Origin of the sequence: Aeromonas sp. 601039 (assembly GCF_049174415.1) — a bacterium.
GTDB lineage: Bacteria > Pseudomonadota > Gammaproteobacteria > Enterobacterales > Aeromonadaceae > Aeromonas > Aeromonas veronii_A.
Genome location: NZ_JAAKTL010000031.1, coordinates 20,747 through 36,180 on the forward strand (window position 1 = coordinate 20,747; position 15,434 = coordinate 36,180).

Annotated in this window: 17 protein-coding genes; 6 read left to right on the forward strand and 11 right to left on the reverse strand. The window is 61.0% G+C overall.

The features are described from left to right. Positions 1-43: 43 nt before the first annotated feature. From G5195_RS18735 to bioH, 4 genes are all read right to left on the reverse strand, one after another. Positions 44-322: a hypothetical protein gene (locus G5195_RS18735; RefSeq protein ID WP_005355353.1), complete on the reverse strand. Its 279-nt coding sequence runs from the start codon at positions 320-322 to the stop codon at positions 44-46. An 85-nt stretch (positions 323-407) separates the two neighbouring features. Continuing rightward, a complete protein-coding gene (locus tag G5195_RS18740) occupies positions 408-1,175 on the reverse strand; it encodes a putative metalloprotease CJM1_0395 family protein (RefSeq protein ID WP_421236384.1) in 768 nt (255 codons plus the stop codon). A 1-nt stretch (position 1,176) separates the two neighbouring features. Further along, on the reverse strand, positions 1,177-1,410 hold the full coding sequence (locus G5195_RS18745; RefSeq protein WP_421236385.1) for a flagellar basal body rod C-terminal domain-containing protein: 234 nt from the start codon (positions 1,408-1,410) through the stop codon (positions 1,177-1,179). Positions 1,411-1,481: 71 nt separating this feature from the next. After that, the gene (bioH, locus tag G5195_RS18750; protein ID WP_421236386.1) at positions 1,482-2,246 is read right to left on the reverse strand and encodes a pimeloyl-ACP methyl ester esterase BioH; all 765 of its coding nucleotides are present in this window, start codon (positions 2,244-2,246) and stop codon (positions 1,482-1,484) included. Positions 2,247-2,284: 38 nt separating this feature from the next. Between bioH and G5195_RS18755 the strand changes: the two genes are divergently transcribed. Next, positions 2,285-3,013 (forward strand): ComF family protein, encoded by a 729-nt coding sequence (locus tag G5195_RS18755; RefSeq protein WP_201937635.1) that lies wholly within the window; start codon positions 2,285-2,287, stop codon positions 3,011-3,013. Positions 3,014-3,093: 80 nt separating this feature from the next. Further along, positions 3,094-3,672: a Fe-S biogenesis protein NfuA gene (gene nfuA, locus G5195_RS18760; RefSeq protein ID WP_005340636.1), complete on the forward strand. Its 579-nt coding sequence runs from the start codon at positions 3,094-3,096 to the stop codon at positions 3,670-3,672. 69 nt (positions 3,673-3,741) lie between these two features. Here the strand turns inward: nfuA and gpsA are convergent, their stop codons facing one another. Genes gpsA through G5195_RS18775 form a run of 3 tightly spaced genes read right to left on the reverse strand, consistent with a single transcriptional unit; the run spans position 3,742 to position 5,701 of the window. Then, complete coding sequence (gene gpsA, locus G5195_RS18765; protein ID WP_421221934.1) at positions 3,742-4,746, reverse strand: NAD(P)H-dependent glycerol-3-phosphate dehydrogenase; 1,005 nt, start codon at positions 4,744-4,746, stop codon at positions 3,742-3,744. 2 nt (positions 4,747-4,748) lie between these two features. After that, positions 4,749-5,219, reverse strand: coding sequence for a protein-export chaperone SecB (secB, locus tag G5195_RS18770; protein WP_005340639.1), 471 nt, complete (start codon positions 5,217-5,219; stop codon positions 4,749-4,751). A 50-nt stretch (positions 5,220-5,269) separates the two neighbouring features. Next, positions 5,270-5,701: a rhodanese-like domain-containing protein gene (locus G5195_RS18775; RefSeq protein ID WP_005340640.1), complete on the reverse strand. Its 432-nt coding sequence runs from the start codon at positions 5,699-5,701 to the stop codon at positions 5,270-5,272. 246 nt (positions 5,702-5,947) lie between these two features. On the opposite strand from G5195_RS18775, the gene gpmM reads away from it, so the two are divergent. Then, complete coding sequence (gene gpmM, locus G5195_RS18780) at positions 5,948-7,477, forward strand: 2,3-bisphosphoglycerate-independent phosphoglycerate mutase (protein ID WP_005356867.1); 1,530 nt, start codon at positions 5,948-5,950, stop codon at positions 7,475-7,477. Positions 7,478-7,486: 9 nt separating this feature from the next. Beyond that, positions 7,487-8,839 (forward strand): murein hydrolase activator EnvC, encoded by a 1,353-nt coding sequence (gene envC, locus G5195_RS18785; RefSeq protein WP_421221936.1) that lies wholly within the window; start codon positions 7,487-7,489, stop codon positions 8,837-8,839. Positions 8,840-8,972: 133 nt separating this feature from the next. On the opposite strand, the gene G5195_RS18790 is transcribed toward envC, so the two are convergent. Then, positions 8,973-9,623 carry a Qnr family pentapeptide repeat protein gene (locus tag G5195_RS18790; protein WP_307896004.1) on the reverse strand — a complete coding sequence of 217 codons (651 nt, stop codon included), beginning with the start codon at positions 9,621-9,623 and terminating at the stop codon, positions 8,973-8,975. Between the two features lie 89 nt (positions 9,624-9,712). On the opposite strand from G5195_RS18790, the gene G5195_RS18795 reads away from it, so the two are divergent. After that, positions 9,713-10,720: a substrate-binding domain-containing protein gene (locus G5195_RS18795; protein WP_005355407.1), complete on the forward strand. Its 1,008-nt coding sequence runs from the start codon at positions 9,713-9,715 to the stop codon at positions 10,718-10,720. An 84-nt stretch (positions 10,721-10,804) separates the two neighbouring features. On the opposite strand, the gene G5195_RS18800 is transcribed toward G5195_RS18795, so the two are convergent. From G5195_RS18800 to G5195_RS18810, 3 genes are read right to left on the reverse strand one after another with little or no spacing between them, the layout of a single operon-like run. Then, the gene (locus tag G5195_RS18800; protein ID WP_005342660.1) at positions 10,805-11,446 is read right to left on the reverse strand and encodes a bifunctional 4-hydroxy-2-oxoglutarate aldolase/2-dehydro-3-deoxy-phosphogluconate aldolase; all 642 of its coding nucleotides are present in this window, start codon (positions 11,444-11,446) and stop codon (positions 10,805-10,807) included. 9 nt (positions 11,447-11,455) lie between these two features. Continuing rightward, the gene (edd, locus tag G5195_RS18805) at positions 11,456-13,252 is read right to left on the reverse strand and encodes a phosphogluconate dehydratase (protein WP_265776195.1); all 1,797 of its coding nucleotides are present in this window, start codon (positions 13,250-13,252) and stop codon (positions 11,456-11,458) included. Then, on the reverse strand, positions 13,249-13,758 hold the full coding sequence (locus tag G5195_RS18810) for a gluconokinase (protein WP_005340649.1): 510 nt from the start codon (positions 13,756-13,758) through the stop codon (positions 13,249-13,251). The genes edd and G5195_RS18810 overlap by 4 nt, the downstream gene beginning before the upstream one ends. A 245-nt stretch (positions 13,759-14,003) precedes the next feature. Here G5195_RS18810 and gntU point away from each other — a divergent pair, with 245 nt between their 5' ends. Further along, the gene (gene gntU / locus G5195_RS18815) at positions 14,004-15,344 is read left to right on the forward strand and encodes a gluconate transporter (RefSeq protein WP_005355418.1); all 1,341 of its coding nucleotides are present in this window, start codon (positions 14,004-14,006) and stop codon (positions 15,342-15,344) included. Positions 15,345-15,434: the final 90 nt, after the last annotated feature.

The following is a 15,434-nucleotide window of genomic DNA, read 5'->3' on the forward strand; positions in this document are numbered from 1 at the left end:
CAAAAAGCCCCTCAAGGGGCTTTTTTACACGCGAAGCTCAGGATCACTGCGTCAGGGCAGCAAGAATGCTCTCGGGCTCTCCATGCTGGGCCAGCACCTCCCGCAGTCGGTTGAATGCCTTGCAGGCCTCTTGCGGATACTTGCCGTAAGAGACGACGCCGGTGTGGCTCCAGCCTGCCGCCAACATAACTTTCTTCTTGAAACTGGTTCCTTCAGTTCCCCCTCCTCCGAGCTGCATCAGAAACTGCTCCATCTGCAGGTGGGGGGGCGGTACACGGGAGAAGGTGGTGAAATCTTCCGCTTTGACTTCATCGAAATGCATGACAGCTCCTGTGAAATTGGAATGGGCCTGATCTTCAGATTAGTTGCAAAACAGGCAAAGCAGCTGAAAGTTTGGCGAGGGTGATTCAGATATGCAGACTGAGGGACTGGGTAGAGGCCGGGCTGACAGCCTGTTGATAGTGGCTCGCGATGACGCTGTTGCGCTTGTCCATATAGGCGCTCAGCACACCGCCCGATTTCGCGCTCTGCTCGGCCATCAGCTCTTTGCGCGCCTTGGCCTCACTCGCGGCGGCGCTGCGCGCAACGGCCAAATCCTGCGCAGAAGGCTCGGCAGGCGCCAGCGCTGCAGAGCGGATCTGCTGCATCTTGGCGATGGTAGCGGCAGGGTCACCGGGTACGACACTGGTATCGATCTGGACTTCGCCACCCGTCGCATAACGCTTGCCATCCGGCCCTTGCGTAAACTGATAGGTGGGCGAGCTGGCGTACTCTCCACCCGCAGACTGGTGCGCCTGCTCGTGAGTACGCACCTCCTTGTCACGCTCGACAAGATCCTGAACCTGCTGCTCCTGCCGCTGTTGCTGCTCCTGCTGTTTGGGATCTTGCTGCTTGCGCTGACCCTCTTCACCAGTTGCCTCAACAAAGCGATTGTCTGGCAGTGTCGTCGGGGCTAATTGCCCGGTTTCACGGCTGTTCTGGGAGGTCTGATTGCTGGAGGCCTGACCGGCTTTGGATTTCTCTTTCTGGGAGCCGACTTCGGATGCGGCAACAGAGGCTTGGCCCGCTCGGGCCTGCGGGATCAGTTCTGCCCGGCGATTATCCGTCCTCGCCGCTTCCACCTGGGGTTGCAGCTGTGTCGGGATAAGAGGAGGCAGACTGACATTGATGTTCATCTCACACCCGGATGTCGATCAGGGTTCCCATCATCTCGCTGGCGGTCTGCACTACCTTGGCGGAAGCGCCAGCCTGCTGCTCGGCTACCTTGAGATTGACAAGCTCATCGGCCACTTGCACCTGATCCCCGCTGGGGGTGTTGAGGCGGGCGATCTGATTGGATGCCTTGTCGGCAATCTGCTCGGCTCGCTGAAATCCCTGTACCCCGCTGTTGAAAGCAGAATCAATACGCATGGTGTTACTCCTCTGGTCACAGCTTAATTATCCGCCAGACCAGAGGATTAATGAAGCTTACCGGCTGTTTTTTAGCCAACAAAATCTCGAACGATTTCAATGAATTCGTCAGGATGGGAGATAAAAGGTGCGTGTGAGGCCTTATTGAGAGTCACGCTGCGGCTGGCAGGGTAGAGATCGTCCAGCAGGGGAATGGCCGCCTTGGGCACCAATGAATCCAGTCGGCCATAGATCCGCAACCAGGGCAGATCCAGCTCCCGCAGCGGTTCGCGCAGGTCAATATCGGCCAACAGCATCAGCCCGGCCTCGAGTGCGGCAAACTGGGGTGTCGGGCGCTCGGCCAGCCAGTGGCGCAACTGACGGATATCGTCCCGGGCGTGTTCACTACCCATGGCCTGGATCGCCAGAAAGCGCTCTATGGTCTGGCGAAAATCCCCCGCCAGCATCTGGTTGAAGCCGGTCAGCACCTTGGGGGCGATCCCCGGCCACTCATCACGGGCCATGAAACAGGGGGAGCTGGCCACGGTGATCAGGGTGTGCAGCCGATCGGGATGCGTCAGCGCCAACTGGCTTGCCACCAGACCGCCGAGCGACCAGCCAAGCAGATGATACTTCTGCGGCAAGATGGCGGCCACCTGCTCGGCAAGCCAGGGCAGGCTGTAATCCACCTCGTCTGCCAGCGGGCTGTTGCCAAAGCCGGGCAAATCCACCAGATGAACCCTGTAGTGGAGCGCCAATTGCTGGGCAACACCATGCCAGACCGCGCCGTTCATCCCCCAACCGTGCAACAGCACCAGATCGGGCCCCTGGCCAAACTGCTCTACCGATATGCTCATCTAGACTCAAGATCCCTGTTCATGCTCTTGGGGTCAGCATGTTAAAGCGACTGCTCGCTAAAGCAAGCCCGCTGCTCGGCAGCCACGGTGACTGGCAAGGGAGTTGCCTGCTCTGCCATCAGCCTTGCGACAACGAGCCCCTGCTCTGCAGCTGGTGTCGGCAGGCGTTGCATCAATCAGAGCCAAGATGCCGCCTCTGCGCCGCACCGCTGGCTGACTATATAGAAGAGAGCATACCGGTCTGTGGTCGCTGCCAGCGCAGACCTCCCCCCTGGGAGCGGTTGCAGGTGATCGGCGACTACCAGGCTCCCTACCCCATGCTGATCCCCCGGCTCAAATATTCCGGCCAGATCCTGCTGGCGCCGCTACTGGCACGCCTCTTGGCCGATCATCTGGATGGCTGCGAGCCGCCGGAGGCGATCATTCCGGTTCCCCTGCACTGGTGGCGGCAGTGGCGGCGCGGGTTCAATCAGGCGGAGGAGATCGCGCAAGCCCTTGGCGAGTTCACCGACATTCCCTGCGACAACACCCTGTTGCAGCGCATCAAGGCGACCCCGCAACAAACAACCCTGAGCGCCGGGCAGCGGCGGCGCAATCTGCGCGGGGCATTCCGGATCCGCTCCCACAAATACCGTCATGTCGCCCTGCTCGATGATGTCGTGACCACAGGCGCCACCGCTGGTCAGCTCAGCCGCTTGCTCCATGAGAGCGGCATCACAAAGGTAGAAGTGTGGGCAATCTGTCGTACCCTGCGGCACAGCAAGTAGCCATCGGCATGCTACCCAAGCATTAATAACCGCGTTATCATGAATACCCTAGTCGTACACTCAGGTTTATGAGGATAGTGATGATCAGCATTTCCGACGCCGCCCAGGCCCATTTCCGTAAACTGCTGGAAAAACAGCCTGATGGCACCAATATCCGGGTGTTTGTGGTCAATCCGGGAACCCAGAATGCCGAGTGTGGCGTATCGTATTGCCCGCCCGATGCCGTGGACCCGGAAGATCAACACCTGCCCTTCAGCGGCTTCGACTGCATGGTCGATCCCCTGAGCGCCCCCTTCCTGGTGGATGCCACCATCGACTTCGTGACCGATCAGATGGGCTCCCAGCTCACCCTGAAAGCACCGAACGCCAAGATGCGTAAAGTGGCCGATGACGCGCCGCTGATCGAGCGCATCGAGTACGTGTTGATGTCCGAAGTGAACCCCATGCTGGCCGGTCACGGTGGCAAAGTCACCCTGGTCGAGCTGACTGAAGACAAACTGGCCATCCTGCAGTTTGGCGGCGGTTGCAACGGTTGCTCCATGGTCGATTACACCCTGAAAGAGGGGATCGAGAAGCAGCTGCTGGAGAAGTTCCCGGGTGAGCTCAACGGTGTGAAAGACGCCACCGAGCACCAGCGCGGCGACCACTCCTACTACTGATTTGTAGCCCTTGCAGCAAAGAAAAGGCCCCGCCAGATGGCGGGGCCTTTTGCATGGACAATCGGCAGATTACTCGTCCTTCTTGTCTCGCGACAGCAGGGCGATGGCCGCCTCTTTCGGGTTCTTACCCTCGTAGAGCACCTTGAAGATCTGCTCGCAGATGGGCATCTCGACGCCGCAGCGGGCCGCCAGCAGATGCACCTCTTTGGTATTGCGATACCCCTCCACCACCTGACCGATCTCGGTCATGGCGGTGTTCACATCCTTGCCAGCCCCGAGGGCCAGCCCGAAGCGACGGTTGCGCGACTGGTTGTCGGTACAGGTGAGCACCAGATCCCCGAGCCCCGCCATCCCCATAAAGGTTTTGGCATCGGCACCCAGCGCCGCGCCCAGACGCTGCATCTCCACCAGACCCCGGGTGATGAGCGCGGTTCTGGCATTGGCGCCAAACCCGAGCCCGTCGGAGAGACCGGCACCGATTGCGATGACGTTCTTCACCGCCCCCCCCAGCTGCAGACCGACGAAGTCCGGATTGGTATAGACCCGGAACGAGCGGCCACAGTGCAGCAGATGGGAGAGATCGTCGGCGAACTCGTCGTGAGTCGAGGCGACCGAGATGGCGGTCGGCAAACCGGCTGCCAGCTCCTTGGCGAAGGTGGGACCAGAGATCACCGCCAGCGGTATCTCGTCACCCAGCACTTCACGGGCCACGTCCTGCAGCAGACGGCCACTGTCCGGCTCCAGACCCTTGGTGGCCCAAGCGATACGGGTATTGGGGCGCAGGAAGGGTTTGATCCGGGTCAGCACATCGCCAAATACATGGCTCGGCACGACCAGCAGCAGCACGGGGGCAGCTTGTACCGCACGTTGCAGATCCGCAGTCAGCTGCAAATCGGCAGGAAAAGGGACATCAGGCAAAAATGCCTTGTTGCAGCGGTCTTGTTCCAGCTCGGCGACATGGGCGGGGTCGTGACCCCACAGCAGGGTCGGATGACCATTGCGCGCCAGAGAAATGGCAAGGGCGGAGCCATAAGACCCCGCCCCCAAGACCGAGATAGCGATCTGGTCAGCCATTATCAGGCTTCCGCAGTCGCCTGCTGGGCCTGTGCTTGCGCCATGTGCTGGGCAAACAGGGCATCGAAGTTGACCGGTGCCAGGTTCAGCTGCGGGAAGGAACCCTTGCTCACCATGTTGGCCACGGCTTCGCGGGCATACGGGAACAGGATGTTCGGGCAGAAGGCAGCCAGGCAGTGAGCCAGTTGCGGCTCCGGCAGGTTACCGATGGTGAAGATACCGGCTTGCTGTACTTCGCACAGGAAGGCAGTTTCGGTTTCCAGTTTGCAAGTTACGGTCAGGGTCAGGACAACCTCGTACACGTTCTCAGCCAGGATGTTGGTCTTGGTGTCCATATCCAGCTTGACGTCCGGCTGCCACTCTTTCTGGAAGATGTGCGGGGTGTTCGGCGCTTCGAAAGAGACATCCTTGGTGTAAACACGCTGGATGTGGAATTCCGGTTGTACTTCCTGGTTGTTGATCTCGTCAGCCATTTCGTTTGATTCCTTGTTATATGGATAAGTGGGCTCAGGCCCTGCTTAAATCAGCGTTTCTTGGTTACCGGCAGATTTTCTGCACGCCATTGGGCCATGCCACCGCCGAGCACATAAACCTGCTTGAAGCCAGCTTTGCTCAGCTGACGGCCCGCGCCGCCCGCAGTCATTCCCGACTCGCACACCACTATGATGGGGGCATCTTTATGCTTTTCAACCGGGCCCAGATTATTGCTCTGGATCTGGGTCAGCGGCAGGTGCTGGGCACCGGCCAGATGGCCCTTGGCGTACTCTTCCTGACTGCGAATATCCACCACGGTGGCATTCTCGCGGTTGATCAGCAGGGTCGCGGTGTGGTTGTTGACGGTTTTTACCGGGGACAAACGGGCACGCACAGTGGTGTAAACCAGGGTGCCAGCCAGACCCAACCAGGCTGCGGTCAGCAGCGGGTTACGGGCCGCAAAATCCAAATACTCTTGCATCTTCTACTATCCAGGGACCAAGACAAGGGCCCGAGTATACATGGGGGTATTGATAAGATCAGCCATCTTGGCGGCAAAGCGCGAGCAGGCTCCCATCATCATTGGGCAGCGAGCATGGCAGGAAGGGCGTGGCTTGCGGGGCCGCGGGAGCGCCCCTTGGCTATCAGGTGACTATTTCGGCAGATGTAGTAATATTACGCTAGTTTCATTTCCCGCATTTTTTCCAATCCGAGAGGACATAGTCTTATGTCAACAGCTAAGAAACCTTTGGTTCTGGTCATCATGGACGGTTGGGGCTACAGCACCAAGCAAGAGCACAACGCCGTCGCTGCCGCCAAGACTCCCAACCTCGATCGTCTGGCCCGTGACTACACCAGCACCCTGATCTCCGGCTCCGGCCTGGACGTCGGTCTGCCGGATGGCCAGATGGGCAACTCTGAAGTAGGCCACGTCAACATCGGTGCCGGTCGCATCGTCTATCAGGAGCTGACCCGCATCTCCAAAGACATCCAGGACGGCGAATTCTTCCAGAACGTCGAGCTGGCCAAGGCTGTTGACGCTGCCGTGACCAACGGCAAAGCCGTTCACATCATGGGCCTGATGTCCCCGGGTGGCGTACACAGCCACGAAGAGCACATCATGGGCATGATCGAAATGGCTGCCAAGCGTGGCGCCGAGAAGATCTACCTGCACGCCTTCCTGGATGGCCGTGACGTTCCGCCGCGCTCCGCCCAGTCCTCCATCGAGCTGTTTGATGCCCTGTTCGCCAAGCTCGGCAAGGGTCGTTTCGCCTCCATGATCGGCCGTTACTTCGCCATGGACCGTGACAACCGCTGGGATCGCGTGCAGCAAGCCTATGACCTGATGACCCAGGGCAAGGGCGAGTTCACCGCCGAGAGCGCCACCGAAGCGCTGGCTGCCGCCTATGCCCGCGACGAGAACGACGAGTTCGTCAAAGCCACCCGCATCGGCGAAGCTGCCCCGATGGAAGATGGTGATGCGCTGATTTTCATGAACTTCCGTGCCGACCGTGCCCGTGAAATCACCCGCGCCTTCGTTGACACAGACTTCACCGGCTTCGCCCGTGCAGTCGAGCCGAAACTGAACTTCGTGATGCTGACCGAATACGCGGCCGACATCAAAACGGCTTGTGCCTACCCGCCGACCGCTCTGGTCAACACCCTGGGTGAGTGGCTGGCCAAGCAGGGCAAGACCCAGCTGCGCATCTCCGAAACCGAGAAGTATGCTCACGTTACCTTCTTCTTCAACGGTGGCGAAGAGTCCTGCTTCACCGGCGAAGATCGCGAGATCGTGGCCAGCCCGAAAGTGGCGACCTATGACCTACAGCCGGAGATGAGCTCCGAAGAGCTGACCGACAAGCTGGTTGCGGCCATCAAGAGCGGCAAGTACGACGTCATCATCTGTAACTACCCGAATGGCGACATGGTTGGTCACACCGGTGTGTTTGATGCCGCAGTCAAAGCGTGTGAAGCAGTTGACCACTGCATCGGTCGCGTCACCGACGCCCTGGCCGAAGTGGGTGGTGAGTGTCTGATCACAGCCGACCACGGCAACGCCGAGAAGATGCTGGACGAAGAGACTGGTCAGGCCCACACCGCCCACACCAATCTGCCGGTTCCGCTTATCTATTTCGGCCGCAAAGCCGAGGTGGTTGAAGGTGGCAAACTGTCCGATCTGGCCCCCACCATGCTGACCCTTATGGGTCTGCCGGTGCCGCCGGAAATGACTGGCAAGCCCCTGATGATTCTGAAATAATCCTTCCCCATGCGGGGATGCGAAGTTATTTCACAGAAAACCAGTCGCGTCGGCCTGTTGGCCGGCGCGCTGTTTTTTTGCCTGTCGATTGGCGCCAGCACACCGGCTTTGGCCGCCAATCAGCAGCTGGGGACCATGCAGTCCCAGATCAAAGAGCAACAGAAGACCATCAAGCTCAGCAAGCAGGAGCTTGCCAAGCTCAATACCCAGCTCAAGGCTGACGAGCAGGCCATCTCGGCCGCCGCCGCCAAACTCAACCAGACCAGGCAGCAGTTGAAGCAGAACCAGCAGACGCTGGCGACCCTGCAAAAAGACAAGCTGGCGCTGGAAGTTCAAGCCAAACATCAGAAGCAGTTGCTGGCCAAGCAGGCGGAGAGCGCCTTTCAAGCGGGCAACCACGACTACCTCAAACTGCTGCTCAATCAGCAGGATCCGGCCAAACTGAGCCGCTCCCTCGACTACTACGACTACCTAAACAAGGCCCGTATCGAGGCCATCGACGCCCTGCGCGCCACCCGCGACAAGCTGGCGAAAAACCAGCAGGCCACCAAAGAGACCGAGACCAGACTGCAGACCCTGCTTGCCGAACAGCAGGAGCATCACCAGGCCCTGCTGGCCAGCCAGCAGAGCCGGGCCAAGGTGCGCAACCAGTTGCAGCAGTCGGTACAGGATGACGAGCAGAAGCTCACCAAGCTGGTCAAGGCGGAGAAAGCGCTGAAAGCCCGGCTGGAAGAGTTACGTCGCAAGCGGGAAGAGCAGGAGCGCCGTGAACGGGCCGAGCGCGAACGGCTGGCCAAGCTGAAAGCGGAGCAGGAGCGTCAGCGCAAGCTGGCCGAACAGCGCCGCGCCGAGCAACAACGACTCGCCGCCCAGCAGAATAAAACCGTCAAACCGGCAGAACCTGCCGAAGAGGTAGCCAGCAGCAAACCGGAGCGCGGCTCGGGCATCAGCAGTGCTGGCCACTATAGCGGCCTCAAGACCAATGGCAGCCTGCGCTGGCCGGTGCAGGGACCGATCCTCATCTCCTACGGTTCGCCGCGCACCGCCCAGCTCAAGTGGAAAGGCACCCTGATCGGCGCCAGCGAAGGAACCCAGGTCAAGGCGGTTGCACCGGGACAAGTGGTCTACGCCGACTGGCTCGACGGCTTCGGTATGCTGCTGGTGATCGACCACGGTAAAGGCTATATGAGCCTCTACGGTCACAATCAGTCGCTGCTGCGTCAGGTTGGCCAGAATGTGGAACAGGGTGAACCGGTGGCACTGGTCGGTGACAGTGGCGGTCAGGACAGACCGGGCCTCTACTTCGAAATTCGCTATCAGGGCGAGGCGATCAACCCGACCAAATGGCTGGCCAAGGGTTGAGTTAACCCGGCCGACAAACGCATCACACGCTCACTAGCAAAAGCCTGTATCACGCAGGCTTTTGTCGTTTCAGGAGTACAGCAACCCGCTGTCACCCCCATTTGATGAAAAATTACCTAATTTTTCGCTCGGCTCAGGGAAAGACAACCATACCGATCTGCTCCAGCAATACCTGCTGCTGATCCTCGTTAATTTGCACCCCTTGCAGATCGACCCGCCGCAGATCCAGCCCCGGCAGATCGCACTGGCGCAGATCGCAGCCCTGCAATTTGAAGCTGGTCCAGTCGATCTGGCCAAACTCGGAGCCGCTGAGATCGGAGCCCGCCAGCGAGGCACCAAACAGGTTGGCCCCCTGCCAACGGTTGCCGGTCAGCTCGCACTTCTCCAGCAGACAACTCTCGAAGCTGGCGTAACTGAAGTTATTGCCGGTCAGATGGGCCTCGCAGAAGTAGCTTTTGGCGGTGATCTGGTTGGCGAAGCTGGCGTGGCCGAAGTTGATGCCGACCGCCTGACAGTCGCGCATCTCCAACCCCAGACACTGGCTGCGGCTGCAATCGGCCATGGTGAGATCACAGCGCAGGAAGCTGGCCTCGCGCAGATCGCAACCCTGCAACAGGCAGCCCCGTTCACTCTCCCGATCGTAGAAGCTGCAGTCGATGAAGCGGCTATCGCTCAGATCCAGCCAGGAGAAGTCGCAGCCGATAAAGCGGCACTCCGAGAACTGCTCCCCCTCCACATCCTGTTGCTCGAACCGGACATCCACGAACTGCTTGCCTCTTATCATCGGAAAACTCCTGCAAAAACGGCTTCATATGCTGACTTTATCCGCCAAAAACGGTAATGTTACATGTAACATCCACGCTGGACACCCCTATGAGCCCCACCCGCAAGCGCCGCCCCACCCTGCAAGATATCGCCGACCAGACCGGCGTGACCAAGATGACAGTCAGCCGCTATCTGCGCGACCCGCAGACCGTGGCGGAGGGGACCCGCGAGCGGATCGCGGCTGTGGTGGAAGAGCTGGGTTATATCCCCAACCGGGCGCCGGACATTCTCTCCAACGCGACCAGCAAGGCGATCGGCATCCTGATCCCCTCCCTCTCCAACCAGGTCTTCTCGGCGGTGATCCACGGCATCGAGTCGGTGACCCGACCGGCCGGTTACCAGACCCTGCTGGCCCACTACGGCTACAGCCCGGAGCGGGAGGAGGAGCAGGTCGCGTCCCTGCTCTCCTATCACGTGGATGGGCTGATCCTCTCCGACAGCCAGCACACAGAGCGCACTCGCAAGATGATCGCCACCGCCGGCATTCCGGTGGTGGAGACCATGGATCTGCCGCAAACCCCCATCGACATGGTGGTCGGCATGGACCATAGAGCCGCCGCCCGGGCCATGGTAACAGAGATGCTGCACCGGGGCCGACGCAAGGTGGTCTATCTGGGGGCGCGGCTCGACGTGCGTACCCAGCTGCGGATGGAGGGTTACTATCAGGCGATGACCGACTTCGGCCTCACCGGCCAGCATCTGCTGACCGAACAATCTTCCAGCTTCACTCTGGGGGGCGAGCTGCTGGATCAGGCGCTGGTGCGCTATCCCGACCTCGACGGCCTGTTCTGCACCAACGATGACCTGGCGGTGGGCGCCTTGCTGCAGTGTCAGGCCAAGTGGATCCCGGTGCCCCAGCAGATCGCCATCGCCGGTTGCAACGCCCTCGACATCGGCCACGCCATGACCCCCAAGCTGGCCAGTATCGCCACCCCGCGGGAAGCGATCGGTCGGGAGGCGGCCACCATGCTGCTGGCGCGTCTCAACGGCCAATCCCAACCCGATACCCGCAAAGATATCGGCTTCTCCCTCTATGTCGGGGAGAGTCTAGGGTAATCCCTTCCCTCACCCACTTAAGTCACGCTGATAGCAAACAGGCCACCCGAGGGTGGCCTGTTTGGTTTTCGGCACAACTGATGCTTAGCGTTTAACCAGCTCAACCGCTTCGCGGGAGAGGCGGGTCACCTCTTCCCAGTTGCCGCTCTTGACCGCATCGGCCGGCAGCATCCAGGAGCCGCCGACGGTGGCGACGCACTTGAGCGCCAGATAGTCGGCCACGTTTTTCGGGCCGATACCGCCGGTCGGGCAGAACTTCACCTGGGGCAGCGGCGCGGCAATGGCGGAGAGCGCCTTGGTGCCGCCGTTCGCTTCGGCCGGGAAGAACTTCAGGTGGTCATAGCCTGCTTCCAGCGCCTGCATCACTTCAGACGGAGTTGCCACACCCGGGATCAGCGGCGCGGTGCTCTTGGCCGCGTGAGCCAACAGGGCCGGCGTCATCCCCGGGGAGATGACGAAGCGGGCACCGGCAGCGACGGCTGCGTCAAACTGCTCGCAGTTGAGCACGGTACCAGCACCGACCATGGCATCCGGCATCGCCTTGGCAATGAGGGCGATGGCATCGAGCGCCACCGGGGTGCGCAGGGTGATTTCGAAAACAGAGATGCCGCCGTCGAGCAGCGCCTTGGCCATCGGCAGGGCCTGATCCAGCTCGTTGATAACCATCACGGGTACCAGCGGGGAGGCGGCAAACACCTCGGCCGGGGTCACTTTCCAGTTCTGCATAGCTCTTCCTTAGTCAAAGATGGTGGCGCCACACTCGGCGCTCGATACCGCGCGACGCATCACGCTGAACAGTTCACGGCCCCACCCCTCTTGTTCCAGAGTGAGGTCAATCTCGGCCTGGGTACGGCCACTCAAATCGGTCAGGCAGTCGAGGCTGCCGTTTACCGCATCAACCCGCAGCAGGTCGCCGTCGGCCAGCAGGCCGATGGCCCCGCCGTGCAGCGCTTCCGGGGTGACGTGGATGGCGGCCGGGATCTTGCCGGAGGCACCGGAGAGACGGCCATCGGTGACCAGCGCCACCTTGTAACCCGCCTTCTGCAGGTTGCCGAGCACCGGCATCAGCTTGTGCAGCTCCGGCATACCGTTGGCGGCCGGGCCATTGTGGCGCACCACGATAACGGCATCCTGATTGAGATCGCCCGCCTTGTAGGCCGCTTCCACCGCATGCTGGGAGGAGAAGACCCGCGCTGGTGCTTCAATCACCCGATACTCGGGAGCCACGGCGGAGACCTTGACCACGGCGCGGCCCAGATTGCCCGCCAGCAGCTTGGTGCCGCCGGTGGCCTGGAACACGCTACCGGAAGGCGACAACACGCTCGCGTCGCCGCTCTCGCCCACCGGCTGCCATACCAGCTGGCCATCGACCAGTGCCGGACGGCTGAGGTAATCCTGCATCTCGCCAAAGACCGGAGTGGCATCCATGTGGATCAGCCCCTCTTGCGCCAGACGGCGCATCAGGCCGGGCACGCCGCCCGCCTGTTCGAAGGCGTTGACGTCGGCCGGGCCGTTCGGGTACATGCGAACCAGCAGCGGCACCACGTCGGAGAGATCGCTGATGTCATCCCAGGTCAGTACCAGACCGGCCGCGCGGGCCAGTGCCACCATATGGATGCTGTGGTTGGTGCTGCCGCCGGAGGCGAGCAGGGCCACCAGACCGTTGACCAGCGAGCGCTCATCCAGCACCTCGCTCAACGGGCGATAGGCCGGGGAACCCGGGATCATGGCGCTGATACGACGGGCCGCTTCGGCGGTCAGGGCGCGGCGCAGCTCGCTATGCGGGTGCACAAAGGCGGAGCCCGGCAGCATCAGGCCCATGGCCTCGAACACCAGCTGGTTGGTGTTGGCGGTGCCGTAGAAGGTGCAGGTGCCTGCTGCGTGGTAGGCGCCGCACTCCATCTCCAGCAGGGCATCGCGACCCACTTCACCGGCGGCGTACTTCTGACGCACCTTCACCTTCTCGTCGTTGCTGATGCCGCTCGCCATGGGGCCGGCAGGAACAAATGCCGTCGGCAGGTGAGCGTGGGAGAGGGCCCCCATGATCTGACCCGGAGCGATCTTGTCACAAATGCCGAGCAGCAGGGTGGCGTCGAAGGTGTTGTGAGAGAGCGACAGCGCGGTCGCCTGGGCGATTAGGTCGCGGGAGAAGAGGGACATGTCCATTCCCGGCTGACCCTGGGTCACGCCATCGCACATGGCGGGCACGCCGCCGGCGACCTGGGCGCTGTGGCCCAGCTCGGCCAGTACCGCCTTGATCTGATCCGGATAGCCCTGATAGGGCTGGTGTGCGCTCAACATATCGTTGTAGGCGGTGACGATGCCGACGTTGGCGCGGGTCATATCGAGAATGCGACCCTTCTCGTCACTGCTGCAGGCGGCCACGGCGTGGGCCAGGTTGCCGCAGGCCAGCGCGGCGCGGGTCTTGCCCTGCTCTGCCTGACGCTGGATGCGGGCCAGAAATGCCTGACGACGGGCGATACTGCGCTCGCGGATGCGGGCGGTGACGTCGGAAATTACCTGATGAATCATTGGGCTTGCTCCAATGCTGTGACGGCGCGGTCAACCACCTGTTCGAAGGTGCCGTCTATATCAATGTGGAATACACCGGCTTCGCCATCCGGGCGCTCCAGAGTATCGAACTGACTTTGTACCATGCTTTCACGCATGAAGTGGCCCTTGCGGGCACGCATCCGCTCGAGGATCAGCGGCTGGCTGCCATCGAGGAAAATGAAGCTGACCGACTCGTTGCCTTCGCGGATCTGGTCGCGGTACTTCTTTTTGAGGGCGGAACAGACAATGATGCCGGTCTCGTTCTTCTGCTCGAGACTGTAGGCGGCGTCGCGGATCCGCTCCAGCCAGGGGGCACGATCCTCATCGTTGAGGGGGTTGCCGCCAGCCATCTTCTGGATGTTGGCCTTGGGGTGCAGGTCATCACCATCGATGAACTTGGCGCCCAGCGCTTCGGCCACTTTCAGACCCACGCTGGATTTGCCGCTACCACACACACCCATCACGATAATGCACTTACCCGCCATAATTTGACCTCTGTCCCACTTTTCAAAAAACCAGCTGTTGATGGGTTCTAATCTAACACGTTACCGGTAACATGTTACCGGTAACGATTGAAAATGTGAAGTCTGCCACAGACTGAGCAAACCCATAGTCACCTGGGCATATGATGTTGAGCCCTTGCCATAAATCTAAATAAATCATAAAGATATGGTTTGCCGACGGATCGGCAAGGTGTCACGACTGAACTTGGAAAAAGGAACGCATAACAATGTCTGACCTCTCCCTGATCATGACAGCCGCCGGCTCGATTGTGCTGCTGCTCTTCCTGGTGATGAAGGCCCGGCTCCACGCCGTGGTAGCCCTGATCCTGGTCTCCATGGTGGCGGGTCTCGCCGCTGGCATGAACCCGGCCGACATCGCCAACACCATCCAGAAAGGGATGGGTGGCACCCTCGGTTTCGTCGCGGTAGTGGTGGCGCTGGGCGCCATGTTCGGCAAGGTGATGGAAGTGACCGGTGCCCTCGACCGGGTGGCTCACACTCTGCTCGGCAAGTTCGGCGTCAAGCGCGCCAACTGGGCCATGGCCCTGACCGGCTTTGTCTGCGCCCTGCCGCTGTTCTTTGACGTGGCCGTGGTGCTGCTGATCGGTGTCGCCTTCGCCATCGTCCGTCGCGGCGGCGGCAGTGTGGTGAAGATCGGTATCGCCCTGCTGGCCGGTATCGCCACTTGCCAAGCCTTCCTTATCCCGGCGCCGGGCCCGATCCTGGTGGCATCCCAGCTGGGTGCCGACTTCGGCTACATGATCCTGTTCGGCCTGATCGCCGCCGTGCCGGCGCTGATCCTGGCTGGCCCGCTGTTCGGTGACTTCATCAGCAAGATCGTCGATGTACCGCTGCCTGCCGATGCCCAGAACAGCGTCCACGATGACAGCAAATCCCTGCCCTCCTTCGGGCTGGCCATGGGCCTCATCGGTCTGCCGCTGCTGCTGATCGGCCTCAAGACCATCGTCGGTCGTTTCGTCGAGGCGGGCTCCACCCTGCACAACTGGCTGGAGTTCATCGGTCACCCCTTCACCGCCATCATGGTCGCCTGTCTGGCCGCCTTCTATCTGCTGGGTATTCGCCGCGGCATGTCCCGTGACGAGGTGATGAGCGTCTGCAACAGCGCCATCCAGCCGGCAGGCGTCATCATTCTGGTGACCGGTGCCGGTGGCGTGTTCAAGCAGGTGCTGGTTGATTCCGGCGTGGGTGCCGCCCTTGGCAACATGCTGGCCGACTCCGGTCTGCCCATCGTCGCGCTGGCCTTCATTCTGGCCGCTGCGGTACGGGTGATTCAGGGCTCTGCCACCGTCGCCATGCTGACCGCCTGCGGTCTGGTGCTGCCGATGCTGGAGCCGCTCGGCCTGAACGGTGCCCAGCTGGCGGCCGTCACCATCGCCATCGGCGGCGGTGCCATCGTGCTCTCCCACGTCAACGACTCCGGTTTCTGGCTGGCGAACCGCTACCTCGGCCTGACCGAGAAGCAGACCCTGCAGACCTGGACCGTGATGGAAACCATCATCGGCACCACCGGCGGCGTGATGGCGATGATCATCTACAGCTTCCTCTGACAAGGGCGAAATGTGTCTAGTCCTGAAATAGGTTTACACATTTTCAACTAGCATTTCTCTACTCAGAACCCCCTATGTACCGCATCGGGG